Genomic DNA, 21,777 nt, shown 5'->3' with positions numbered 1-21,777 from the left:
CGTGACCGACGCGAGCACGCACACCGATCCCGAAGCGCCCCGACTTCCACCGCGGCCCGTGCACCGGCCGGAGGTCGACAGTGCATCCGCTGCCGCTTTCTCTCGTCCTCGTGACGTCACGGGTTCGTTCACGCCGGTCGCCCGTAGGTCCGAGCCGTCACCGTCGATGTCGGTGCGTACACCCGACCCGGTCCTGGCCGAGGCGTTCGGCCGTCCCGCCGATGCGACGTCCTCCCTTCAGCGCGATCCCGACGCCTCGTCGACCGTCGTCGACACCGAGCCCGAACCCGAGGATCCGTGGCGCGATCCGCATTCGGCCGTCCGTCTCGGCGCAGCCGGTGCGCAGACGCCGACACCAGCCGAGGTGCCGGTCGGTCCGAAGCTCGGTGTGCGCGAAGTCTTGTTCGGAGAACGCGTCGCACCGAAGGCGCTGGTCGTACTCGGGGTGATTGCGCTGGGAATCGGCCTGGTCGGCGGCCTGATCGGCCGCGAGACCGCCGAGGTCACCGGCGCTCTGACCAGTCAGAAGGTCAACTTGACGCAGTCGTCCGGTGAGGATCTGCCGCCGGGACAGGTCGCCAGGGTCGCCGACGCGGTCCTGCCGTCCGTCGTGTCCATTCAGGTCACGCTCGGCGAGAACGCGGGCACCGGATCGGGCGTCGTCATCGACGGTGCCGGCTACATCGTCACCAACAACCACGTCATCTCGATGGCCGCGACCAACCCGGACAATGCCACGCTGCAGGTCACGTTCTCCGACGGCACCAAGGTTCCGGCGCAGATCGTCGGACGCGACACCAAGACCGATCTCGCGGTGTTGAAGACCGACGTCGGCAACCTGACCGTCGCCGAACTCGGAAGTTCGGCGGACGTCCGAGTCGGTGAGGACGTCGTCGCCGTCGGTTCCCCGCTCGGTCTGAACAAGACCGTCACGCGTGGCATCGTTTCCGCGCTCGATCGGCCGGTGCGGTTGTCCGGTGAGGGCACCGACACCGATGCGGTCATCGACGCCGTTCAGACCGACGCCGCGATCAACCCGGGTAACTCGGGTGGGCCGCTGATCGACGCCGAGGGACGCGTCATCGGCATCAACTCGGCGATTCGCAGCGAGAGCGGCGGCTCGGTGGGTCTGGGCTTCGCGATCCCGATCGACGACGTCACCGAGGTCGCACAGTCTCTTATCCGCACCGGCGAGATGAAGCATCCGGACATCGGCATCAACGCGCGTTCGGTCGTCAACGACGCCACCTCCGGCGCCGAGGTGGCCAACGTGCGCTCGGGCGGACCGGCGCAGCAGGCGGGAATCGTCGAGGGCGACGTCATCACGAAGGTCGGCGATCGTGCCGTCACCAGCGCCGACGAATTGGTCGTCGCAGTGCAGGCCAGCGAGATCGGTCAGGCGACGCCCGTGCAGTTAGTGCGGTCGGGACGTCTCGTCGACGTCACCGTCACGCCGATTTCGGACTGAACACGTAAGCTGGGCCCGTGTTCGGCAACATCGGCTGGGGAGAGCTCGTCATTCTCCTGGTAGCAGCTCTCGTCATCCTCGGTCCCGACCGGCTTCCCGGTGCCATCACCTGGGTCACCAAGACCATGCGTCAGGTGAAGGAGTACGCCAACGGCGCGAGCCAACAGCTCAAGGACGAGCTCGGCACCGATTTCGAGGATCTGCGCAAGCCGTTGGCCGACCTCAATCAGCTTCGCGGGATGACGCCACGCGCTGTCATCACCAAGCACCTGCTCGACGGTGACGACTCGATCTTCACCGGCAACTTCGACGCGAAGAAGCCGGGAACCAACGGCTCGGGTTCGTCGCCGAAGCCGTCGCTCGAGAAGAAGCTCCCACCCGGCCAGACGCCGCCGATCGACGCCGACGCCACCTGATTTCGCCGGCATCGATGGTCCGTGGCGCCCGTCTATCGGATGCCACGGACCATCGATGCGGGGTGGGCGCCCCCGCTACAGCACCTTGTTCAGGAAGTCCTGAGTACGAGAGTGCTGCGGGTTCCCGAAGATCTGCTCGGGCGTTCCCTCCTCGACGATGACGCCGTCGGCCATGAAGATGACACGGTCGGACACCTCGCGGGCGAAGCCCATCTCGTGGGTCACGACAACCATCGTCATGCCGCCCTTCGCCAAGTCACGCAGCACCTGCAGTACCTCGCCGACCATCTCGGGGTCGAGCGCGGATGTCGCCTCGTCGAACAGCATGATCGACGGGCTCATCGCGAGCGCACGTGCGATCGCGACGCGCTGCTTCTGCCCACCGGACAGGTTCGCCGGCCGGTAGTGCGCGCGGTCGGACAGGCCGACCTGATCGAGCAGCTTCAGCGCCGTTTCCTTGGCCTCGGCCTTCGACTGCCGCTTCGTCTCGACGGGAGCGAGCATCACGTTCTCGAGTGCCGTCATGTGCGGGAACAGATTGAAGTGCTGGAACACCATGCCGATGTGCTGGCGAACCTTGTCGAGGTCGACTTTCTTGTCGGTGAGGTCGTAGCCGTCGACCACGACCGTGCCCGACGTGATGTCCTCGAGTTTGTTGAGGCACCGTAGAAACGTGCTCTTGCCGGAGCCCGAAGGCCCGATGACACAGACGACTTCACCGGACGCGACGTCGGTGTCGATACCCTTCAGAACCTGGTTGTCGCCGAACGCCTTGTGCAGATCCTTGACGGCGATCTTGACGCCGGCCTTCTCGTCGACCGTCATTTGTTGATCCTCTTCTCGATGCGATTGCTCAACTTGGTGAGCGCCATGATGATGATGAAGTACAGGACGCCGATGATCAGCCACATGTTGAACGACTGGAAGTTTCGGGCGATGATGATGCGCCCGGTCTGGGTCAACTCGGCGAGGCCGATGACCGACAGGATCGACGTGTCCTTCAGCGTGATGACGAACTGATTGATGTACGACGGAATCATCGTCCGAATTGCTTGCGGCATCACGACTTTCCGCATCGACTTCAAGTAGCTGATGCCGAGGCTGCGCGACGCTTCCATCTGGCCCTTGTCGACGGACAGGATGCCGCCGCGCACGATCTCGGCCATGTAGGCGCCTGCGTTGAGCGACAACGTGATGATGCCTGCGGTGAACGCCGACATCTGGAAGTCGAGCGCTGCCGGGATACCGAAGTAGATGAAGAACGCCTGCACCAGAAGCGGAGTGCCGCGGAAGATGTCGACGTAGGTGGTGCCGATACCGCGCAGCACGATGTTGGTCGAGACACGGAACAGGCCGAAGATCGCACCGAGTACGAGGGCGATCGCGATCGAGATGACGGTGAGCAGAATCGTCAGCCACAGACCTTCGAGCAGTAACTTCCATGTGCTCTTGATCAGCCCGATGATCGAGTTGTCGTCGGTGCTGGCGTCGGAATTGAGGTACGTGTCGAGAATGTCGTCGTACTGTCCGCTCGCCTTCAGGTTTGCGAGGCCGGTGTTGAACTGCTGAAGAAGCTCCGGGTTCTGACCCTTCGCGACGGCGAATCCGTAGCTGGCGCCCGGCTCCTTCTCGGTGACGGTCTTGAATCCGTTGCCCTGCTTGATGCCGTAGGCGAGAACGGGGTAGTCCTCGAACACCGCAGCCGAATTACCGGTGCGCACCTCGTCGAACATCGACGACGAATCCGCGAAGTAGCGTGTGGTGAAACCGTACTGGTCCTTGATGGACTCGGCGAACGTCGCACCTTCGGTGCCGTTCTTGACCGCGACGGTCTTACCGCGCAGATCCTCGTAGGACGTCACCGAATCGTCGCTGTCGAGAACGCCCATCTGGACGCCGGATTCGAAGTACGGATCGGAGAAGTCGAACGTTGCCTTGCGCGCGTCCGTGATGGACATACCGGCGATCATGCCGTCGAACTGTCCACCGGTGACGCCCTGTAGTGCCGCGTCGAAGCCGACGGCGTCGACGCTGTAGGTGAAGCCCTGGTCCTCGGAGATGGCTTTCAGTAGATCCATGTCGATGCCGACGAGATTGCCGCTCTCGTCCTGGAACTCGAACGGCGCGAACGTCACGTCGGTGGCGATGGTGTAGTTCTGGCCCGGCGGGGGAGCCGGTTGCGCCGACGCGATCGAGGGAGCGAGAACCGATCCCAGCATGAGGGTAAACAGGACGAAGGCCGCGGCGATGACGCCGCGGCCCTTCGTGTGCGGGATTTTCATGCCTGCCACTCTTCATCCAACAGCGGCTCTCAGGCAAGTCTCAGGTTGCGACGCGAGTCACACGCCCGATCTACAGATGCCGAGTCGTGTCGATTCCCAGAGACATTCCGACGAGTCCGCGTTCACGCACCGCAAGCTTCTGTGCGACCGATTCGAGCGCCTGCGCGGCAGGTGTTTCCGGAGCGGCGAGCACGATCGGCGTGCCCGCGTCGCCCCCTTCTCGAACCGCGGTGTCCAGCGGGATCTGGCCCAGCAGAGGGACTTTCGCGCCCACGGCCTTCGTCAGACGATCCGAGACGTCCTGTCCGCCACCGGATCCGAAGATGTCCATGCGCGTACCGTCGGGAAGTTCGAGCCACGACATGTTCTCGACGACGCCCGCGATGCGCTGACGGGTCTGCAACGCAATCGCGCCCGCGCGCTCGGCCACCTCGGCGGCAGCCTGCTGCGGCGTCGTGACGACCAGAATTTCCGCGCCGGGGATCAACTGCGCGACCGAGATCGCGATGTCACCGGTGCCGGGCGGCAGATCGAGGAGCAGGACGTCGAGGTCGCCCCAGAAGACGTCGGCGAGAAACTGCTGAAGCGCACGGTGCAGCATCGGTCCGCGCCAGACGACGGGAGTGTTGCCCTGGGTGAACTGCGCGATCGAGATGAACTTCACGTCGTGCGCCTGCGGAGGCATGATCATCTTCTCGACCTGCGTCGGCTTCGCGTCGTTGCCGAGCATGCGCGGCACCGAGTGGCCGTAGATGTCCGCGTCGAGCACGCCGACCGACAGGCCGCGCTTCGCGAGCGCCGCGGCGAGATTGACCGTCACCGACGACTTTCCGACGCCACCCTTGCCCGACGCGACCGCGTACACCCGCGTCAGCGAGCCCGGTTGCGCGAACGGGATGACAGGTTCGGCGGAGTCGCCTCGCAGAGACTTGCGCAGTTCGGTGCGCTGCTCGTCGCTCATGACGTCGAGTTCGACGGTGATCGTGCCGACCCCTGCGACGTCGGCGACGGCCTTGGTGACGCGGTCGCTGATCTCGGTGCGCATCGGGCACCCGGCGGTGGTCAGGTAGATCCCCACCTCGACGGCGCCGCCGTCACCGATCGTGACGCTCTTGACCATTCCGAGGTCGGTGATCGGTTTGCGAATTTCCGGATCGACGACCTTCGTGAGTGCGCCGCGAACGTCGGATTCCGTCAGAACTGCCATTTCTCCATGCTATGCGGACCGAAAGTGTCAGTGGATGCGGGGGAGTTGGTCCGACGTCGGGACGATGCCCGTCTGGTATCCGGCGGACCACGCGAGCACGTTGGCGACGTAGGCCATGGAGTTGTTGTACCGCAGAATCGCCTTGGTGGTCTGGCCCAGATCGCGCAGGTTCAGGTCGCCGTCGCACAGGTACTTGCCGGTGGCGAGGGCCGCGTCGAACAGGTTCTGCGGATCGGAGATGCCGTCGCCGTTGCCGTCGGCGTGGTAGTGGTTCCACGTCTCGGGCAAGAACTGCATGGGTCCGACCGCGCGGTCGTAGTGGGGATCGCCGTCGAGGGCTCCGCCGTCGGTGTCCGGGATGACGTTGTTGCCGGCGAGGGTGCCGTCGAGACGGGGCCCGAGGATCGGCTCGAGAAGTTCGCCGAGATCGTCGGCCTTGCCGTTGTTGGCGTGCGTGGACTCGACGCGGCCGATGCCCGCGATGATGGTCCAGCTGATTCCGCAGCCCGGCTGCTCGGTCGCGAGGATCCTCTCGGCGTTCTTGTACGCCGAGACGTTGACCGTCGGGATCGCGATCGGGCTGGCTGCGAGGTTCGTGGGCAGCTCGGGTGTCGGTGCGACCTCGGGCTCGGGTGCAGGCGCGGGAGCGACTACTTCCTGCGCGACGGGAGCCTCGGCCGCGGCGACCGGCTGTGCGTCGGTCTGTTCCGCAAGGGGCTCGGGGGTCTCGACGACCGGTTCGGCGCTCTGCTGCGACGCCGACGTCATGAACGGGATGTGCTCGGCCGCACCTGCCGACGTGGCGGCGGTGACGAGCCCGGCGGGGACCAGTCCTGTCAGAGCAATCACCGAGTTCCGGCGGGCTTTGGAATTCGATGCTTTTCTGTGACGTCCCACGCCTCGTAACCTCCAAATTGCCCGGCTTCTTCGGGCCTCCGTGACTGAACCGGAGTCGAGGCTACCTGATTCGAGACGTTTCCGTTACCTCGCTGTTATCAAGGCGCGGGGGCCGTGCACGAAACGAGACATGGCAAGGGTGGCAGAGGGGGAAGTGCAAACGGAAACAGGGCTGGCGGCGGCGGCGTGTCGGGCACCGGCGCGGGGATGGTCGACGGCCGAGTGCCGTACTCCTCCACCGGCGCGCCGGACGCGGGCGCGCTCGGAATGTGGGTCACCGATTCGCCGTCCAGCAAGTACGCCTGTGACCACGCGAGCACGTCCGCGACGTAGACCGGTGAGTTGCCGTAGCGCAGAAGTGCCGCGGTCAGGTCTGCCGGGTCGGACAGGTCGAGCCCGCCCGCACACAGATACCGGCCTGCCGCGAGGGTGGCGTCGTAGATGTTGTTCGGGTCCTTGTCTCCGTCGTCGTTGCCGTCGGAGCTGTACCGCGCCCACGTCGACGGAATGAACTGCATCGGCCCGACGGCCCGCTCGTGTCGTGGGTCGCCGCCCCGAACGGGGCCGACGATGCGCGTGACCGTGGTGCCGTCGGCGTCGATCTGGCCGCCGTACGCGTGACCGGACTCGACCTGCCCGATCCCGGCGAGCAGGTACCACGGCAGGTGGCAGGACGGGTTCTCCGATGCCAGCGCGGCTTCGGCGTTGGAATAGGCCACCGCTACCGATTCCGGAACGCTCGGCGGGTCGACGGGGCCCGGTTCCGGGTCGGGCTCGTCGGGTTCCTCCGGAACGAACACGGTGAGCGTGCGATCGGGTTTCGGACTCGGCGCGGTCAGGCCGGGAACCGTGTCCGCGAGGGGGAGTGGGGCCGGCGAGACCACGGGGACGGGCTGTTCGACGACGCCGACCGACGCCGATACCGCCGCGGCGCCCACTGCGCCCACGACGATCGCGCACAGCACGGGAGAGCTCGCTCGTCTGCGAATTCTCCCCCGGGTCCGCATAAGTGATACACGTTACAGTTCGGGGTGTTCTCCCAAGATGGATTCCGCCGATTGGCTCTGCCGCGCCTTCTTTCGTGACTTCTTCGACGTCGTCGCCTGGCCGTCGAGGCCTTCGAGCATTTCGCGGATCTCGTCGAGTTCGCGACGCAGGTAGTCGCGCGTCGCGACCTCGCCGACGGCGATGCGCAGTGACGCGAGTTCGCGCGCAAGGAATTCGGTGTCCGCCTTGGTCTGTTGAGCGCGAGCCCGGTCCTCCTCGAGCGACACGCGGTCCCTGTCGTCCTGACGGTTCTGCGCCAGCAGAATCAGCGGTGCCGCGTAGGCGGCCTGCGTCGAGAACGCGAGGTTCAACAGGATGAACGGATAGGGGTCCCACTGCAGACTGACCGCGGCGACGTTCAGGAAGATCCAGACCACGACGACGATCGTCTGGATGGCCAGGTAACGACCGGTACCGAGGAATCGGGCGGCGCGTTCACCCGAGCTGCCGAGATCGACGTCGAGATGCCAGTTGAAGAACCGCGACCCCTGCGGGGTGTCCATCCGGGCGCGTGCGGATTCCTTCATTGACCTGCCACCTCCTGATCTCGCCAGTCCTCCGGGAGGAGGTGATCGAGTACGTCGTCGACCGTGACGGCCCCGACCAGATGATCCTCGTCGTCGACGACGGGGCCGCAGACGAGGTTGTACGTCGCGAAATATCGCGTGACGGCCGTCAGGCTGTCCTCCGGCGACAGCCGCGGCAAAGCCTTGTCGATGACGCCGCCGACCAGACTGGCAGGGGGCTCACGGAGCAACTGCTGCAGGTGCACACATCCGAGGTACGCGCCGGTGGGCGTCGCCGTCGGGGGTCGCACCACGAACACGAGCGACGACAGCGCAGGCGTCAGGTCCGGGTTGCGAACCCGGGCGAGGGCCTCGGCAACCGTCGTCGACGCCGACAGCACGACCGGCTCCGGAGTCATCAGACCGCCTGCGGTGTCGGGGGAGTGCTCGAGCAGACGGCGGACCGGAGCGGAATCCTCGGGGTCCATCAAGCGCAGCAACGATTCGGCCTCGGGTTCGGGAAGCTCGCCGAGGAGGTCGGCGGCGTCGTCCGGGTCCATCGCCTCGAGCACATCCGCGCCGCGCTCGCTGCCGAGGTAGTGCATCATCTCGACCTGGTCGTCGTCGGGCAGCTCCTGGACGACGTCGGCGAGACGCTCGTCGTCCAGCGCCAACGCCACCTCCATCCGTCGCTTCACCGGGAGTTCGCGCATCGCGTTGGCGACGTCGGCGGCACGGAGATCCTCGAACTGCATCAGCAACTGTGCGACGCCCTGGCCCGGCAGCGACAGTGCGTTCTGCGTCAGGCCCTGTACGTGCTGCCAGTCGACGACGTGCATCGACCCGCGTCGCGCGAGCCTGCCGCGCAGGCGTCGGACCGCGACACGTGCGACGAGCCAGTCACGGGTACGGGTCAGTTCGATGCCGAGATCGACGACGACGGAATCGGTGTCGTGCAGTTCCTCGAGTTCGGGATCGTCGACGCGCACCTTCGAGTCGAGAATCTGCGCGAACACCAGAATCTCGTTCGCGCGCTGCGAGAATCGCCGCAGACTGACGTTTCCCGTGGTGAGCTGCACCGAGTTCGGCTCGATGCTCGTCACGCGCAGCATGGGCACGAAAATTCTTCGGCGCGTGGCAAGTTCGACGACGAGGCCGAGCACGCGTGGTTGCGCGCGTCCCAGTCTCATCGTGACCACGAGATCGCGGACGCGGCCGATCGATTCACCGTCCGGTCCGAGTACCACCAGACCTGCGAGCCTGGCCGCGAATACCTTGCTCAGTGCTGCCATGATGGCAAGGTTAGAGCGTTGAAGGACCAACCAGAGAATCGAAGGAGTCCAGCGGAGATGAGTTCGCCTGAAAGCGGTCGTTCTCGGCGCTCGGTCCTCGCCGTGCCCGGCAGTTCCGCGAAGATGATCGAGAAGGCGAAAGGCTTGCCCGCCGACGAGATCTTCCTCGATCTGGAGGACGCCGTCGCGCCGATCGCCAAGGCGGAGGCACGCGGACGCATCGTCGACGCGCTCAACTCCGACGGGTGGGGCAACCAGATCAAGGTCGTGCGCGTCAACGACTGGACGACGCCGTGGACGCACCTGGACGTCGTCGACGTCGTGTCCGGTGCAGGCGCCAACCTCGACGCCGTTCTGCTGCCGAAGGTCGAGACGGCGTCGCACGTGCAGGCGCTCGATCTGTTGTTGACTCAGGTGGAGAAGAACGCCGGACTCGAGGTCGGCGCGATCGGCATCGAGCCGCAGATCGAGAGCGCGACGAGTCTGCGCAACATCGACGAGATCGCCACGGCCAGCCCGCGGGTACAGACGTTGGTGTTCGGTCCTGCCGACATGATGGCGAGCGTCAACATGCGCACGCTCGTCGTCGGGGAGCAGCCGGAGGGGTACGACACCGGCGACGCCTACCACCACATCCTGATGACCATTCTTCTCGCGGCCCGCACGCACGGTCTGCAGGCCATCGACGGGCCCTACCTGCAGATCCGCGACGTCGACGCGTTCCGACGCGCGGCCGGCCGCACCGCGGGCCTCGGCTTCGACGGCAAGTGGGTGCTGCATCCGACGCAGATCGACGCCGCCAACGAGATCTTCAGTCCGCGCCAGGCCGACTTCGACAAAGCCGAGGAGATTCTCGAGGCCTACGAGTACTCGACGTCCGACGCCGGCGGCGCCCGCGGCGCCGTCATGCTCGGCGACGAGATGATCGACGAAGCCAGCCGCAAGATGGCTCTCGTCGTCTCGGCCAAGGGGCGCGCCGCCGGAATGACACGCAGTGAGGGTGCGAACCGGACATCGGGGGCACAATAGGGGGCATGACGAACCCACTTTCGCAGCCGGGCCGCGGTGGCCAAGGGCTTCCGACGCCGCCGTCGGGCTGGCCGATCGGTTCCTATCCGACGTACGCAGAAGCACAGAAGGCCGTCGACTACCTGTCCGATCAAGAGTTCTCCGTGCAGGACGTGACCATCGTCGGCGTCGACCTGATGCAGGTCGAGCGGGTTCTCGGACGCCTCACATGGCCCAAAGTCATTGGCGGAGGCATCGTTTCGGGCGCGTGGCTCGGAGTCTTCCTCGGTCTGGTGTTGGGGATCTTCACGAACGGCAACATTCTCGGCGCGCTCGTCATCGGCATCGTCGGCGGCATCATCTTCGGTCTGATTTCCACTGCGATCCCGTACGCGGCGACCAAGGGACAACGGGATTTCGCGTCGAGCATGCAGTTGGTGGCCGGTCGTTACGACGTTCTCTGCGAACCGAAGAGCGCCGAGAAGGCCCGCGACATGCTCGCGAAGCTGTCGCTGTAACCGGGTCTTGTTACGGAATAGTCCCAATTTCGCCTCGAGCACCCTCGGTTCGGTTACGTTTCTTTACGTGCAGGGCAATAGGTAACGGAGTTACTGCACGAGTAGTCGAACAGTGGGAGGCGAGAGTGCCGAGACAGCGTCGTTCGAGGCCCGGAAACGCAACCAGGATAGGCGTGTTGGCAGCGGCCACGTTGATAGTCGGCCCGCTGCTGACCGCGTGTTCCTCGTCAGGCGGCGGCACACCGGTGCTCAGTTTCTACACCGCAGCCGACGGTGCCGAGCAGTACGCGCAAGCCGCGGAAGCCTGCTCGGCCGCGTCGAACGGCCGCTACAAGGTCGAGCAGCGGACGCTCCCGAAGAGCGCAAACGATCAGAGGCTCCAGTTGGCCCGCAGGCTCGCGGGCAACGACAACACGCTCGATCTGATGACGCTCGACGTCGTCTGGACGGCCGAGTTCGCCGAGGCGGGATGGGCGCTGCCCGTTCCCGACGATCTCGCCGCGAAGCTGACGGACGGGTCGACGCTGGCAGGGCCGCTCGCGACGGCCGAGTGGCAGGACCAGCTCTACGCGGTGCCACTCAACTCGAACACGCAGCTGCTCTGGTACCGACCGGACCAGGTGCCCGGCGGCGAGCCGCCGCAGACGTGGGATCAGATGATCGACGAGGCGGAGGCCAATGCGGCCCAGGGCAAACCGGCCTACATCGGCGTTCAGGCCAAGCAGTACGAGGGCCTGATGGTCTGGTTCAACAGCCTTCTCGTCAGCGCGGGCGGACAGGTCGTCGCCGAGGACGGAACGACCGTCACGCTGAACGACACTCCCGAGCATCGGGCGGCGACGGAGAAGACGCTCGAGATCATGAAGCGCGTCGCCACCGCCGACGGGCACGATCCGTCGATCTCGCAGACCGACGAAGCCACAGCACGATTGGGTATGGAGGCGGGCAACTCGGCCTTCCAGGTCAACTACCCGTTCGTGCTTCCCGGTCTCAAGGAGAACGCGGCTGCCGGCGCGGTGCCGTTCCTCGATCTCACCGGCGTGCCCGCGGATCAGCAGGATGCCAAGGTCGCCGAAGTGTTCCGTAGCGCACCGTATCCCGCGGTCGTTCCGGACACGCCCGCCAAGGTCACGATCGGTGGATTCAACATCGGTGTCGCCAAGACCACGCAGCACGAGGACCTCGCGTGGGAGGCCGTCGCCTGCCTGACCGACGAGGACAACCAGCGCAACAACGCCGTCGACGGTGGTGTGCCGCCGGTGCTCGCGCAGCTGTACCAGGATCCCGAGTTCCAGGCCGTGTACCCCGCGTGGGAGGGCGTGCTCGACTCCATCGAGAACGCCGCGGTGCGCCCGGTTTCGCCTGCGTACCAAAGCATTTCGATCCTTCTCGCCGACGCGCTCAATCCGCCTCAGAACATCGACCCGGTGGCGGACGTGGACAAGCTCGCCGACCTCGTCTCCAAGGCAGTCAATTCCGAAGGGCTGATTCCATGAGCGCACCCACCACCGAACGGGAGACGACCTACGACAAGCAGGCCGTCCTGAAGCAGATGTCCGACGGCAAGAAGGCCGAGCGTCGACTCGGGCTGCTGTTGATCGCGCCCGCCGCGATCATGATGATCGCGGTGACGGGTTATCCGATCGTCTACGCGTTCTGGCTCAGCCTGCAGAAGTACAACCTGGCCTTTCCCGACGACCGCGAATTCGTCGGACTCTCCAATTACGTGACGGTTCTGACCGACGGCTACTGGTGGACGGCGTTCGCCGTCACCGCGGGTATCACCATCGTCTCGGTGGTCATCGAGTTCGTTCTCGGTCTCGCCGTCGCGCTCATCATGCACCGCACCATCTTCGGACGCGGACTGGTCCGCACCGTCGTGCTGATCCCGTACGGCATCGTCACGGTCGCCGCCGCGTACAGCTGGTACTACGCGTGGACGCCCGGCACGGGCTACCTGGCCAACCTGCTTCCCGACGGCAGTGCGCCGCTGACCGAGCAGTTGCCGTCCCTCGCCATCGTCGTTCTCGCCGAAGTGTGGAAGACGACGCCGTTCATGGCTCTGCTTCTTCTCGCAGGCCTCGCGCTCGTACCGGACGATCTGCTCAAGGCGGCGCAGGTCGACGGCGCAGGCGCATGGACGAGGTTGATACGCATCACGATTCCGCTGATGAAGCCGGCGATCCTCGTCGCGCTGCTGTTCCGCACGCTCGACGCATTCCGCATCTTCGACAACATCTACGTTCTGACCAAGGGCAGCAACGGAACCGGATCGGTGTCGATTCTCGGTTACGACAACCTGTTCGGAGCATTCAACCTCGGACTCGGTTCGGCGATCAGCGTTCTCATCTTCTTCTGCGTCGCCATCATCGCGTTCGTGTTCATCAAGCTGTTCGGTGCCTCGGCGCCGGGCTCGGACGACGGAGGCCGCAAGTAATGACGACCGTAACGCCTCGCAAGAAAGTCGGCTGGACCGTCGTCAACGTGCTGGTGCTGCTGTACGCGCTGGTTCCGCTGGCGTGGATCATCAGTCTGTCGTTCAAGTCGACGGCCACCATCGCCGACGGCAAGTTCATCCCGAGCTCGATCACGTTCGACAACTACAAGGGCATCTTCTCGACCAACCAGTTCACGTCGGCGTTGATCAACTCGATCGGTATCGGCCTGATCACCACGTTCATCGCCGTCGTGATCGGAACGATGGCGGCCTACGCCGTCGCACGACTCGAATTCCCCGGCAAGAAACTTCTCGTCGGCGCGGCGCTGCTCATCGCGATGTTCCCGCAGATCTCGCTCGTGACACCGCTGTTCGACATCGAACGCGCACTCGGACTGTTCGACACGTGGCCGGGCCTGATCATCCCGTACATCACGTTCGCACTGCCGCTGGCGATCTACACGCTCTCCGCCTTCTTCCGCGAGATCCCGTGGGAGCTGGAGAAAGCCGCGAAGATGGACGGTGCAACCCCCGCCCAGGCGTTCCGCAAGGTCATCGCGCCTCTCGCTGCCCCGGGCATCGTCACCGCCGCGATTCTGGTGTTCATCTTCGCGTGGAACGACCTGCTGCTCGCCATCTCGCTGACGGCGACGGAACGGTCGATCACGGTGCCCGCCGCGATCTCTCAGTTCACCGGTAGCTCCCAGTTCGAGGAGCCGACCGGATCGATCGCGGCGGCGGCCGTCGTCATCACCATTCCGATCATCATCTTCGTGCTCTTCTTCCAACGACGTATCGTGGCGGGCTTGACGTCCGGCGCAGTGAAGGGATAACCGTCATGGCTGAAATCGTTCTCGACAAAGTCACCAAGCTGTACCCGGACGGTGCCGCCGCCGTCAGCGACGTCGACATCACCATCGCCGACGGCGAGTTCATCATTCTCGTCGGGCCGTCGGGCTGCGGAAAGTCCACGACGCTCAACATGATCGCCGGTCTGGAGGACATCTCGTCCGGTGAGCTGCGGATCGCGGGCGAACGCGTCAACGAGCGTGCACCGAAGGATCGCGACATCGCGATGGTGTTCCAGTCGTACGCGCTCTACCCGCACATGACGGTGCGTCAGAACATAGCGTTTCCGTTGACGCTCGCGAAGATGAGCAAGAACGAGATCAATACGAAAGTCGAAGAGGCCGCGAAGATTCTCGACCTGAGTCAGCACCTCGACCGCAAGCCGTCGAACCTCTCGGGCGGCCAGCGTCAGCGAGTTGCCATGGGACGCGCCATCGTTCGCACGCCCAAGGCGTTCCTGATGGACGAGCCGCTGTCGAACCTCGACGCGAAACTGCGTGTGCAGACGCGGGCCGAGATCTCGCGGCTGCAGAAGCGACTCGGCACGACGACCGTCTACGTCACCCACGATCAGACCGAGGCCATGACGCTCGGTGACCGCGTCGTCGTGCTGCGCGGCGGTATCGTGCAGCAGATCGGTTCGCCGCAGGAGCTGTACGACAAGCCGCGAAACCTGTTCGTGGGCGGCTTCATCGGATCGCCGTCGATGAACTTCGTTCCGGGACAGCTGACGGCGCACGGCGTGAAGACCGACCTCGGGGAATTCGAACTACCGTCCGAGCGCATGCAGACGATCAAGTCGAAGAACCCCGGTCAGGAAGTGGTGGTCGGCATCAGGCCCGAACACTTCGAGGACGCCTCGCTGATCGATTCGTATCAGAAGATGAGCGGCACGGTGATCACCGTCGACGTCGACGTCCTCGAATCGATGGGTAGCGACAAGTACGCCTACTTCACGTTGAAGGGCAACAAGGTCGAGTCCGCGGAACTGGCCGAGCTCGCAGCCGACGCCGGTATCTCGGATCTCGGTGGTGCACAGGTCGTCGCGCGTCTGGCTGCCGAATCGAAAGCCGAAGTGGGGCGTCAGGCCGAGCTGTGGTTCGACCCGGCGAAGGTGTCGGTGTTCGATCACGCGTCGGGTGCGAATCTGACGCTGTAGGCGCACGTGCGTGGGAATGTACAGCGGGCTGTACATTCCCACGCACGGGTCGGTCAGCCGGCCGAACCGGTACCGATTCCCTGCCAGAAATTCGGCCCGAACTGCGGGACCGCGGTCGGTGCGGGCAGCGGGGCTGGATCGGGTTGCGGTGCCAGGTCGGGGAGCTGCAGCTGCGGCAACTGGAACTGCGGAAGCTGGAACTGCGGGACGGGCTGGTTCTGGCCACGGTCGTCGTGGTTGTCGCCGATCGGATCCGCGGACGCGGTGCCGGCAACGGCCACGAGTGGGACGGCGACGAGTGCGCTCGTGACTGCGGTGCGGGTCAGTATCTTTCGTGTGTTCATGCGAACCAACGTAGGTCGCGCACTGCGTCCTCCGACAGGGGAAATCCTGTTCTCCCAGAGGGTCAGCAGTCCTTTGCCAGAGTGCTCGGACCAGCGGTTTCGTGCTGTTTCCCCTGGGACGATACCCGCTGATCCACACAGTTTCCTGTGAGTCTGGTGGGCTCGGTGCGGCGCGGCGAGACCACCGTGCTGCGCTCGGCGATCGTCTTCGCGGGTACCCGAATTGCCAAGGCGGACAACGTGACAATCGCGCACGCCACTGCGCCGACGGCGAAGGCCGCGGTGTAGACGGCCTCCCGCGGCACCGATGTGCCCGCAAGGGTGTACGTCGCGAGCATCGTCGTCAGCACCGCACTCGCGATGGACGTTCCGACGGTGCGGACGATCGAGTTGACGCTGTTGGCAATTCCGGTGTCCGCGGGTGCCACCTCGGCCATCAGGAGATTCGGGATCGCGGCGAACGCCAGCGAGACGAACACGTTGATGACCGACGACGCGAGGATCACCTGCCACGTCGCGGCGTGGAAGAACACGAAGAACAGGAAGCCGACGAAACCGACGACGCCGCCGGAGATCAGAACCGGGCGAGGACCGAAGCGTCGAATCAGGGCCCCGCTCGCGGTGGCTGCCGCGACGCCGACCACCGCCCCCGGCAACAGATAGACGACGCTGGCGGCGAGCACATCGGCGGTGAACCCGTAGCCCGCGACTGCGCGCGGCGTCTGCACGAAGTAGCTGCATGCCAGGAAGTTCACGAACATGCCGATCCCGACGAACAGCGTCGCGACGTTGGTGGCGAGCAACGGCCCGTGCGTCAACATCCGAGGTGCGACGAGAGGAGCGGTGATCCGGTTCTCGAACACCCACCACCCGGCGAGGACGACGGCACCGACGATCGCGCATCCCAGCGTCGGCAACGAACCCCAACCCCACGTGCGTCCCTGCGTCAGCGCGAGGAACAGCAGTACGAGAGCGACGGCGAGCAGCGCGGCACCCCACCAGTCGACGGAACCCGAGCCGGTGCGTCGGCGAGCGGGGATGCCGAACCACGCGAGCGTGATCGCGACGGCGACGAAGCCGACCGTCAGCCAGAACACGCGGTGGTAGTCGGCGCCGTCGGCGGTGAGCAGGCCGGTCAGAACGAGGCCGAATCCGCCGCCCACGCCCAACGTGCCCGACAGGATCGCCATCGCGCCGACGAGCTTGCGGGGTGGCATCTCGTCGCGCAGCACCGCCAGCGCGATGGGGAACAGCGCATACGAGACGCCCTGCAGAACACGCCCGAGAATGAGCAGCGGTAGCGAGTGCGTGAGCGCGGCGATCAGCGAGCCGAGCAGGACGAGTCCCATGACGGCGATCAGAACGGGCCGCTTGCCGTACAGGTCGGCGAGCCGACCGATGACGGGCGTTGCGACGACGGCAGCAAGCAGATTGGCCGTCAGAACCCAGCCGGCGGCCGTGGTGCTCACCTGGAGTTGGCTACCGATGGTTCCGACGATGGGGATGACCATGGTCTGTAGGACAGCGAGAGTCATCACGACGAAACAGAGCGAAGGCACGAGCAAACGGCCGGGGCGGGACATGAAAGCTACCTCGTTACGTGAACCGAAAGAAAGAAATGCAATTGCTTGATATATGCATCTAATTACCTATCAGGTTCGACGCCGCGACGAAAGCCGAGAAGTACCTACCGTCCTCGCGTGTGCTGCGCACGCTCGCGCAGTTCGGAGACGATCTCGTCGTTCCAGACGTGCTCGCGCACGAGGCGATACCGCTCGCGGATCATCCACAGGTAGGCCTCGGCGTCCGTCCGGCCCTCGAGGATGTCGGCCGCGCGGACCATGCGCACGACGGGGAGGAATTCCTCGCCGAACCAGCGTCTGGCCACGGTGGCGCGGTCGACGAACTCCGACACCTCCTGCATCAGCCGAAATCCCCACGCTTCGACGGATTCGCTGAGCTCGGCATAGTCGTACGGATCGGTGACGGTGACCGCCTCCCGCGCCTTGCCCGTCAACGGCACGCGCGACAGGAAGATCCGTCGGTGATCCTTGATGAGGAGGTCGCCCCGACGGGTGATTCCCTCGGGTGAGATTCGTGTCACGATCTCGGTGACGGACGCGTCGATCGTCGTCCGGTGCATCGCGAACGCGATCGACACGCGGTGATGGCCGTCGAGCACGAAGTGCATCGAACCGATGCGATACACCTGGATCGGCGGCATCGTTTCGCCCCGACGCTGGGCCGCCGCGAGCCGCTGCCAGCGTTCCCTGGTGCGCGCGGACGTCGGACGGAAGAACCGGTCGAAGTCACGCGTCCGATCGACGCTGCCGACGATCGAGTCGACGCGAATCACCTGTAGGCCGAGGTGCCGCTCGCCGACCTTGCCGAGGGCGGCGACGACCTCGTCGAACGGCAGGATCGTGTTGACGTCGTCGGGCTGACGGCGCAGCCATCCCACCAGCCGTGCGATGTCGGCGCGCCGGCGTTGCCGGGTGAAATCGTTCTCGGCGTCGGCTGCAGGAAATCCGGTGTCACGTGCCATGGCGTCGCCTCACGATCGTGGGTGCGTGTTCTCTGCGTTCCCCGTCGGGCTCGATGTCGAGCAACGTGTATCCGACGGTGTTGACGACGTCGGAGCTGTGCAGGCGAAGGTCCTCGGGCGTCTGTCCGTGCGGATGGATGTGGCCGTGCAGCAGTATCTGCGGCCGAAGGATGCGAGTGACGTCGTCCAGGCAGTCGAAGCCCACGTGCGCCGGGTCGGTGCCGTCGCCCACACCGAACGGGGGACTGTGGGTCAGCAGAACGTCGATGCCGCGCTGATCACCGCGGACCTTCTCGGCCCACGTCTTCGTACGCGTCAGCGATTTTCCTCGACGCCGTTGCTGGCGTTGCGTCCACTGATTCGGCCCGCCGTTGTAGCGGATGGATCCGCCGAGACCGGCGATGCGCAGACCGGCCGCGGAGACGATCTTGCGATCGGCGTTGACAGCCCCAACCGGGCCGGGCCACGTCGTCGGCAATCCGGCGCGCAGCCAGCCTGCACGTCCTGCCGAGTATCCCGTCAGATCCGGGTCGTGGTTGCCCGGGACGAACACGCACGGGGCGTTCAGCGCGTCGGTCAGGTATTCGAGGTAGTCGAACGGAAGATCCCCGGCTCCGAGGATGAGGTCGACGTCCATCGAACGAACCTGGGCACTCCACAGACTCTCGATCGTTTCGTCGGCGACGGCGAGGACAGAGACCACGCGCACGACGCTACCGGTCGCCTGTGGTGTTGGATGTACTTCGTGAGCGATGTGATCCCGTCCGTACGCGCACACCTCATCGCCGAGATCGGGGACGAGAGTCCCTCGTCGGCGTCGGTGACGTTCCTCGGGCTCGAACCCCTCGACGTGTTGCGTTTCGTCGGCACCAGCGACGACCTGGTTCGTTACGCGACGCTCGGCTGCTCCCGGCACCCGATGGCCGATCCGAACGAGCTTGTCGCGGACCCCAACCGCGGCCCACGGGCCGAGCTGATCCTGACGCTCGTCGGGGGCGCGGGAGTCGCGTCGGGAGTGCACAAGACGCTCGCGGTGTTGGCCGCGTCGCCTGCGGTCGAGGGGCTCGTGCTCGTCGAGGATGCACTTCTCGACCTCGGTGAACCCCTGTGGGTGAACGCGCCGTTCACCGCGGTCCTGCTCGGCGCGAGCGACGTCGCCGACCTCCCCCTGCCCGAACCGGCGGATCCGGTGCGCTTCCTGTCGGTCGTACCGCTCACCGGAACCGAAGCGGCGTGGGTGCGTCTACGCGGAGCCGACGCCTTGCGCGAGGCGTGGGCCGAGGCAGGCGTCGACGTCCGGGACCCGAACCGATCGGCCGTGACGCTGTAGTTCGTGCGTCAAAGCCAGTGATTGCGGCGGAAGGTCCTGAACAGACCTCCGCAGAACAGCGCGACCACCCCCAGGACGAGGTAGTAGCCGTACGTCCAGTGCAGTTCGGGAATGTTGTCGAAGTTCATGCCGTAGATGCCCGCGACCATCGTCGGTACCGCAGCGATCGCGACCCACGCGGAGATCTTGCGCATGTCCATGTTCTGCTGCATCGTCACGCGAGCCAGCGCCGCGTCGACGAGGGAACTGAGCACCTCGTCGAATTCCGCGACCCGATCGGCGACGGTCGTGTGGTGGTCCAGCACGTCGCGCAGGTACCGTCGCACGGCTTTCGGGACCGGCGTGTCGGCGCCTTGGACGAGCTGGCTCAGCGGCGTCGACAACGGGCTGACCGAGCGTCGTAGTTCGACGACTTCTCGTTTGAGCATGTAGATGTTCTCGATCGGCACGTGGTGAGTGGGGGAGAAGACCTCCTCCTCCATGACGTCGACGTCGCGTTCGATCGAGGACGTCACCGCGAGATACTGGTCGACGACATGATCGGCGACGGCGTGCAGCACCGCCGACGGCCCGAGAGCCAGACGCTCCGGGTTCTCTTCGAGGTCGCGTCGGACCCCGGACAATCCCGAGTGTTCGCCGTGCCGAACCGTCAGCACGAAATCGCGCCCGAGGAAGACCATGATCTCTCCGGTCTCGACGATCTCGTTGGCCGTCGTCACCGACTCGTGCTCGACGTAGCTGACCGTGCGCAGGACCAGGACGGCGATGTCGTCGTACCGCTCCAACTTGGGGCGCTGATGGGCCTGCACGGCATCTTCGACCATGAGTTCGTGCAAGCCGTAATGCTCGGCGACGCCGGTCATCTGGCCCTCGTCGGGAGCGTGCAGGCCGATCCAGACGAAGCCCTCGCCGCGCCCCCGGACCTCGGCAATCGCGGCCGAATGCGTGAACCTGCCCGGCAGCCGATGACCGTCGACGTAGACGGCGCAGTCGACGATCGCGCGAGCCGTCGGAACAGGCACCTTCGGCCCGCTCGCCTGCCCGCGGGAGGCCGGCCGAAGAGAATGCAGCGACGGTAGCGACGGCCGTGGTGGTAGCGATGGCATGGGCTGCTCTCTTTCGTGTCGAGCGGGCGCGGGTCCGGGGCGCGCGACGCGCAACTGTACGCCTGACAGATGTACGGCTCGGGCGCCTGAGACACTGGCACTCGTGCGTATCGACCTCCATACCCATTCTCGCGTGTCCGATGGCACCGACAGTCCCGCCGCATTGGTGCGGGCCGCCGCCGAGGCGGGTCTCGACGTCGTCGCACTGACCGATCACGACACCACCGCGGGGTGGGACGAGGCCGTCGCCGCTGCTCCAAACGGCCTGACCGTCGTGCGCGGGATGGAGATGTCGTGCGAGGGACGCGGCGAGGACGGCGATCCCGTCGCGGTGCACCTGCTCGCGTATCTTTTCGACGCCGAGGACCCGGTGTTCGCCGCCGAACGACGCAGGCTGCGCGCCGAACGCGTCGCCCGCATCCGCGTCATGGCCGAGCGTCTCGCCGTCGACTATCCGATGATCGAGCCCGACGCGATTCTCGCGGCGACGGGGGAGTCGGCGGGAAGGCCGCACCTCGCACGCGCACTCGTCGACGCGGGTGCCGTCGCGTCCGTGCAGGAGGCGTTCGACGGCCCGCTGAAGACCGACAGCCCGTACTACGTCGCGAAGATCGACACGCCGCTCGACACGGCCGTCGAGATGATTCGCGCGGCAGGAGGCGTCAGCGTCGTCGCGCATGCACGAGCGCGTACTCGCGGACGGCTGCTCGACCTCGCGCACATTCGTGACCTCGTCCCTCTCGGACTCGGCGGACTCGAAGTCGAACACGCCGATCACGACGAGAACGACACGCGTGTCCTGCGTGAGCTGGCCGAGGAACTCGATCTCGTCGTCACCGGGTCCTCGGACTACCACGGCGACAACAAGCCGCTGCGGCTCGGTGAGCACACCACGGCCGTGGATCAGTACGAACGGCTCGTCGCGCAGTCCGACGCGCGAGTCACGACCACCACAGGAGGATGACGGTTGCTTCGGGGTCTGAGTGGAGCAGTCACGGCGGGACTCGTCGTGTTGGCCGTCGTGGTCGTCGGCACGCAGTATCTGGGAAGTCAACGCGGATTTCCTGGACCCGGCACGGTGTCGGTGGCATCGCACATCGGGGCTGCGATCGTTGCGATCGTGCTCCAGCGCATCGCCGACCATCGGGCACGAGCTGTCTCGGTGATCGCATCGCTGCTGGTGTTCGCCCTCGCGGGGGTGCTGTTGTGGACTCAGTGGTGGGGCTGACGTAGGCTGTCCGGGATCATGCGCGCTACAGCGCCACGTTCGTTCGTGACGGCTCACCCGCCTCACGTCATCCTGGTTTTTCGGTAGACGCAGCCACCCAGGGCGCGCACCGAGACATCTTCTTTCGAATCATCTCTC

General features: G+C 65.6%; 23 protein-coding genes. 11 read left to right on the top strand and 12 right to left on the bottom strand.

What is annotated here, in order from left to right; translation table 11 throughout:
* The first annotated feature begins 1 nt into the window (after nucleotide 1).
* The gene (locus HQ354_RS09740; protein WP_243636602.1) at nucleotides 2-1,468 is read left to right on the top strand and encodes a S1C family serine protease; all 1,467 of its coding nucleotides are present in this window, start codon (nucleotides 2-4) and stop codon (nucleotides 1,466-1,468) included.
* A 17-nt stretch (nucleotides 1,469-1,485) separates the two neighbouring features.
* Nucleotides 1,486-1,884 carry a Sec-independent protein translocase protein TatB gene (gene tatB / locus HQ354_RS09735; RefSeq protein ID WP_068428049.1) on the top strand — a complete coding sequence of 133 codons (399 nt, stop codon included), beginning with the start codon at nucleotides 1,486-1,488 and terminating at the stop codon, nucleotides 1,882-1,884.
* 75 nt (nucleotides 1,885-1,959) lie between these two features.
* On the opposite strand, the gene HQ354_RS09730 is transcribed toward tatB, so the two are convergent.
* The 7 genes from HQ354_RS09730 to HQ354_RS09700 form a co-directional block, all read right to left on the bottom strand.
* Nucleotides 1,960-2,709 carry an amino acid ABC transporter ATP-binding protein gene (locus HQ354_RS09730; RefSeq protein ID WP_222634868.1) on the bottom strand — a complete coding sequence of 250 codons (750 nt, stop codon included), beginning with the start codon at nucleotides 2,707-2,709 and terminating at the stop codon, nucleotides 1,960-1,962.
* Nucleotides 2,706-4,103, bottom strand: coding sequence for an amino acid ABC transporter substrate-binding protein/permease (locus HQ354_RS09725; RefSeq protein WP_240930828.1), 1,398 nt, complete (start codon nucleotides 4,101-4,103; stop codon nucleotides 2,706-2,708). The genes HQ354_RS09730 and HQ354_RS09725 overlap by 4 nt, the downstream gene beginning before the upstream one ends.
* Before the next feature lie 133 nt (nucleotides 4,104-4,236).
* A complete protein-coding gene (locus HQ354_RS09720) occupies nucleotides 4,237-5,373 on the bottom strand; it encodes an Mrp/NBP35 family ATP-binding protein (protein WP_068428057.1) in 1,137 nt (378 codons plus the stop codon).
* A 27-nt stretch (nucleotides 5,374-5,400) separates the two neighbouring features.
* Complete coding sequence (locus HQ354_RS09715; RefSeq protein ID WP_222634867.1) at nucleotides 5,401-6,270, bottom strand: lytic transglycosylase domain-containing protein; 870 nt, start codon at nucleotides 6,268-6,270, stop codon at nucleotides 5,401-5,403.
* Between the two features lie 98 nt (nucleotides 6,271-6,368).
* Nucleotides 6,369-7,235 carry a lytic transglycosylase domain-containing protein gene (locus HQ354_RS09710; RefSeq protein ID WP_308115206.1) on the bottom strand — a complete coding sequence of 289 codons (867 nt, stop codon included), beginning with the start codon at nucleotides 7,233-7,235 and terminating at the stop codon, nucleotides 6,369-6,371.
* Nucleotides 7,236-7,289: 54 nt separating this feature from the next.
* Nucleotides 7,290-7,844 (bottom strand): DUF1003 domain-containing protein, encoded by a 555-nt coding sequence (locus tag HQ354_RS09705; protein ID WP_068428066.1) that lies wholly within the window; start codon nucleotides 7,842-7,844, stop codon nucleotides 7,290-7,292.
* A complete protein-coding gene (locus HQ354_RS09700) occupies nucleotides 7,841-9,115 on the bottom strand; it encodes a magnesium transporter MgtE N-terminal domain-containing protein (RefSeq protein WP_068428069.1) in 1,275 nt (424 codons plus the stop codon). Before HQ354_RS09700 ends, HQ354_RS09705 begins: the two co-directional genes overlap by 4 nt.
* 57 nt (nucleotides 9,116-9,172) lie before the next feature.
* Here HQ354_RS09700 and HQ354_RS09695 point away from each other — a divergent pair, with 57 nt between their 5' ends.
* The 6 genes from HQ354_RS09695 (at nucleotide 9,173) to HQ354_RS09670 (ending at nucleotide 15,086) form a co-directional block, all read left to right on the top strand.
* Nucleotides 9,173-10,144, top strand: coding sequence for a CoA ester lyase (locus HQ354_RS09695; RefSeq protein WP_068428072.1), 972 nt, complete (start codon nucleotides 9,173-9,175; stop codon nucleotides 10,142-10,144).
* A 5-nt stretch (nucleotides 10,145-10,149) separates the two neighbouring features.
* A complete protein-coding gene (locus tag HQ354_RS09690; RefSeq protein ID WP_068428075.1) occupies nucleotides 10,150-10,641 on the top strand; it encodes a general stress protein in 492 nt (163 codons plus the stop codon).
* A gap of 173 nt (nucleotides 10,642-10,814) precedes the next feature.
* A complete protein-coding gene (locus HQ354_RS09685) occupies nucleotides 10,815-12,137 on the top strand; it encodes an ABC transporter substrate-binding protein (protein ID WP_222634865.1) in 1,323 nt (440 codons plus the stop codon).
* Nucleotides 12,134-13,078 carry a carbohydrate ABC transporter permease gene (locus tag HQ354_RS09680; protein WP_068428081.1) on the top strand — a complete coding sequence of 315 codons (945 nt, stop codon included), beginning with the start codon at nucleotides 12,134-12,136 and terminating at the stop codon, nucleotides 13,076-13,078. The genes HQ354_RS09685 and HQ354_RS09680 overlap by 4 nt, the downstream gene beginning before the upstream one ends.
* Nucleotides 13,078-13,911, top strand: a complete 834-nt coding sequence (locus HQ354_RS09675) for a carbohydrate ABC transporter permease (protein WP_068428084.1) — start codon at nucleotides 13,078-13,080, stop codon at nucleotides 13,909-13,911. Before HQ354_RS09680 ends, HQ354_RS09675 begins: the two co-directional genes overlap by 1 nt.
* 5 nt (nucleotides 13,912-13,916) lie before the next feature.
* Complete coding sequence (locus HQ354_RS09670; protein ID WP_068428087.1) at nucleotides 13,917-15,086, top strand: ABC transporter ATP-binding protein; 1,170 nt, start codon at nucleotides 13,917-13,919, stop codon at nucleotides 15,084-15,086.
* 53 nt (nucleotides 15,087-15,139) lie between these two features.
* Here the strand turns inward: HQ354_RS09670 and HQ354_RS09665 are convergent, their stop codons facing one another.
* The 4 genes from HQ354_RS09665 to HQ354_RS09650 all read right to left on the bottom strand — a co-directional run bounded on the left by HQ354_RS09665 (nucleotide 15,140) and on the right by HQ354_RS09650 (nucleotide 18,678).
* Nucleotides 15,140-15,430, bottom strand: a complete 291-nt coding sequence (locus HQ354_RS09665) for a hypothetical protein (protein ID WP_114328460.1) — start codon at nucleotides 15,428-15,430, stop codon at nucleotides 15,140-15,142.
* 62 nt (nucleotides 15,431-15,492) lie between these two features.
* A complete protein-coding gene (locus tag HQ354_RS09660; protein WP_222634864.1) occupies nucleotides 15,493-17,013 on the bottom strand; it encodes an MFS transporter in 1,521 nt (506 codons plus the stop codon).
* A 104-nt stretch (nucleotides 17,014-17,117) separates the two neighbouring features.
* Nucleotides 17,118-17,975, bottom strand: a complete 858-nt coding sequence (locus HQ354_RS09655; protein ID WP_068428094.1) for a chromosome partitioning protein ParB — start codon at nucleotides 17,973-17,975, stop codon at nucleotides 17,118-17,120.
* Nucleotides 17,965-18,678 carry a metallophosphoesterase gene (locus tag HQ354_RS09650; RefSeq protein ID WP_222634863.1) on the bottom strand — a complete coding sequence of 238 codons (714 nt, stop codon included), beginning with the start codon at nucleotides 18,676-18,678 and terminating at the stop codon, nucleotides 17,965-17,967. The genes HQ354_RS09655 and HQ354_RS09650 overlap by 11 nt, the downstream gene beginning before the upstream one ends.
* A gap of 42 nt (nucleotides 18,679-18,720) precedes the next feature.
* Here HQ354_RS09650 and HQ354_RS09645 point away from each other — a divergent pair, with 42 nt between their 5' ends.
* On the top strand, nucleotides 18,721-19,305 hold the full coding sequence (locus HQ354_RS09645; RefSeq protein WP_374107331.1) for a suppressor of fused domain protein: 585 nt from the start codon (nucleotides 18,721-18,723) through the stop codon (nucleotides 19,303-19,305).
* An 8-nt stretch (nucleotides 19,306-19,313) separates the two neighbouring features.
* On the opposite strand, the gene HQ354_RS09640 is transcribed toward HQ354_RS09645, so the two are convergent.
* Nucleotides 19,314-20,411 carry a magnesium and cobalt transport protein CorA gene (locus HQ354_RS09640; protein ID WP_222634861.1) on the bottom strand — a complete coding sequence of 366 codons (1,098 nt, stop codon included), beginning with the start codon at nucleotides 20,409-20,411 and terminating at the stop codon, nucleotides 19,314-19,316.
* 103 nt (nucleotides 20,412-20,514) lie between these two features.
* Between HQ354_RS09640 and HQ354_RS09635 the strand changes: the two genes are divergently transcribed.
* Nucleotides 20,515-21,375, top strand: a complete 861-nt coding sequence (locus tag HQ354_RS09635) for a PHP domain-containing protein (RefSeq protein ID WP_167674765.1) — start codon at nucleotides 20,515-20,517, stop codon at nucleotides 21,373-21,375.
* Nucleotides 21,376-21,378: 3 nt separating this feature from the next.
* Nucleotides 21,379-21,639 carry a hypothetical protein gene (locus HQ354_RS09630; protein WP_240930820.1) on the top strand — a complete coding sequence of 87 codons (261 nt, stop codon included), beginning with the start codon at nucleotides 21,379-21,381 and terminating at the stop codon, nucleotides 21,637-21,639.
* Nucleotides 21,640-21,777: the final 138 nt, after the last annotated feature.

The organism is Rhodococcus sp. BP-261, from assembly GCF_019835205.1.
Taxonomy (GTDB): Bacteria; Actinomycetota; Actinomycetes; order Mycobacteriales; family Mycobacteriaceae; genus Rhodococcoides; species Rhodococcoides kyotonensis_B.
The sequence above is the reverse complement of the archived record's forward strand: the minus strand, read 5'-3'. Positions and strand labels throughout refer to the sequence as shown.

What these genes read in the sequence shown, in the direction of transcription:
- HQ354_RS09730 (WP_222634868.1), bottom strand. Translation starts at nt 2,709, where the DNA reads ATGACGGTCGACGAGAAGGCCGGCGTCAAGATCGCCGTCAAGGATCTG.
- HQ354_RS09725 (WP_240930828.1), bottom strand. Translation starts at nt 4,103, where the DNA reads ATGCTGGGATCGGTTCTCGCTCCCTCGATCGCGTCGGCGCAACCGGCT.
- HQ354_RS09720 (WP_068428057.1), bottom strand. Translation starts at nt 5,373, where the DNA reads ATGGCAGTTCTGACGGAATCCGACGTTCGCGGCGCACTCACGAAGGTC.
- HQ354_RS09705 (WP_068428066.1), bottom strand. Translation starts at nt 7,844, where the DNA reads ATGAAGGAATCCGCACGCGCCCGGATGGACACCCCGCAGGGGTCGCGG.
- HQ354_RS09700 (WP_068428069.1), bottom strand. Translation starts at nt 9,115, where the DNA reads ATGGCAGCACTGAGCAAGGTATTCGCGGCCAGGCTCGCAGGTCTGGTG.
- HQ354_RS09695 (WP_068428072.1), top strand. Translation starts at nt 9,173, where the DNA reads ATGAGTTCGCCTGAAAGCGGTCGTTCTCGGCGCTCGGTCCTCGCCGTG.
- HQ354_RS09690 (WP_068428075.1), top strand. Translation starts at nt 10,150, where the DNA reads ATGACGAACCCACTTTCGCAGCCGGGCCGCGGTGGCCAAGGGCTTCCG.
- HQ354_RS09680 (WP_068428081.1), top strand. Translation starts at nt 12,134, where the DNA reads ATGAGCGCACCCACCACCGAACGGGAGACGACCTACGACAAGCAGGCC.
- HQ354_RS09675 (WP_068428084.1), top strand. Translation starts at nt 13,078, where the DNA reads ATGACGACCGTAACGCCTCGCAAGAAAGTCGGCTGGACCGTCGTCAAC.
- HQ354_RS09670 (WP_068428087.1), top strand. Translation starts at nt 13,917, where the DNA reads ATGGCTGAAATCGTTCTCGACAAAGTCACCAAGCTGTACCCGGACGGT.
- HQ354_RS09665 (WP_114328460.1), bottom strand. Translation starts at nt 15,430, where the DNA reads ATGAACACACGAAAGATACTGACCCGCACCGCAGTCACGAGCGCACTC.
- HQ354_RS09660 (WP_222634864.1), bottom strand. Translation starts at nt 17,013, where the DNA reads ATGTCCCGCCCCGGCCGTTTGCTCGTGCCTTCGCTCTGTTTCGTCGTG.
- HQ354_RS09655 (WP_068428094.1), bottom strand. Translation starts at nt 17,975, where the DNA reads ATGGCACGTGACACCGGATTTCCTGCAGCCGACGCCGAGAACGATTTC.
- HQ354_RS09640 (WP_222634861.1), bottom strand. Translation starts at nt 20,411, where the DNA reads ATGCCATCGCTACCACCACGGCCGTCGCTACCGTCGCTGCATTCTCTT.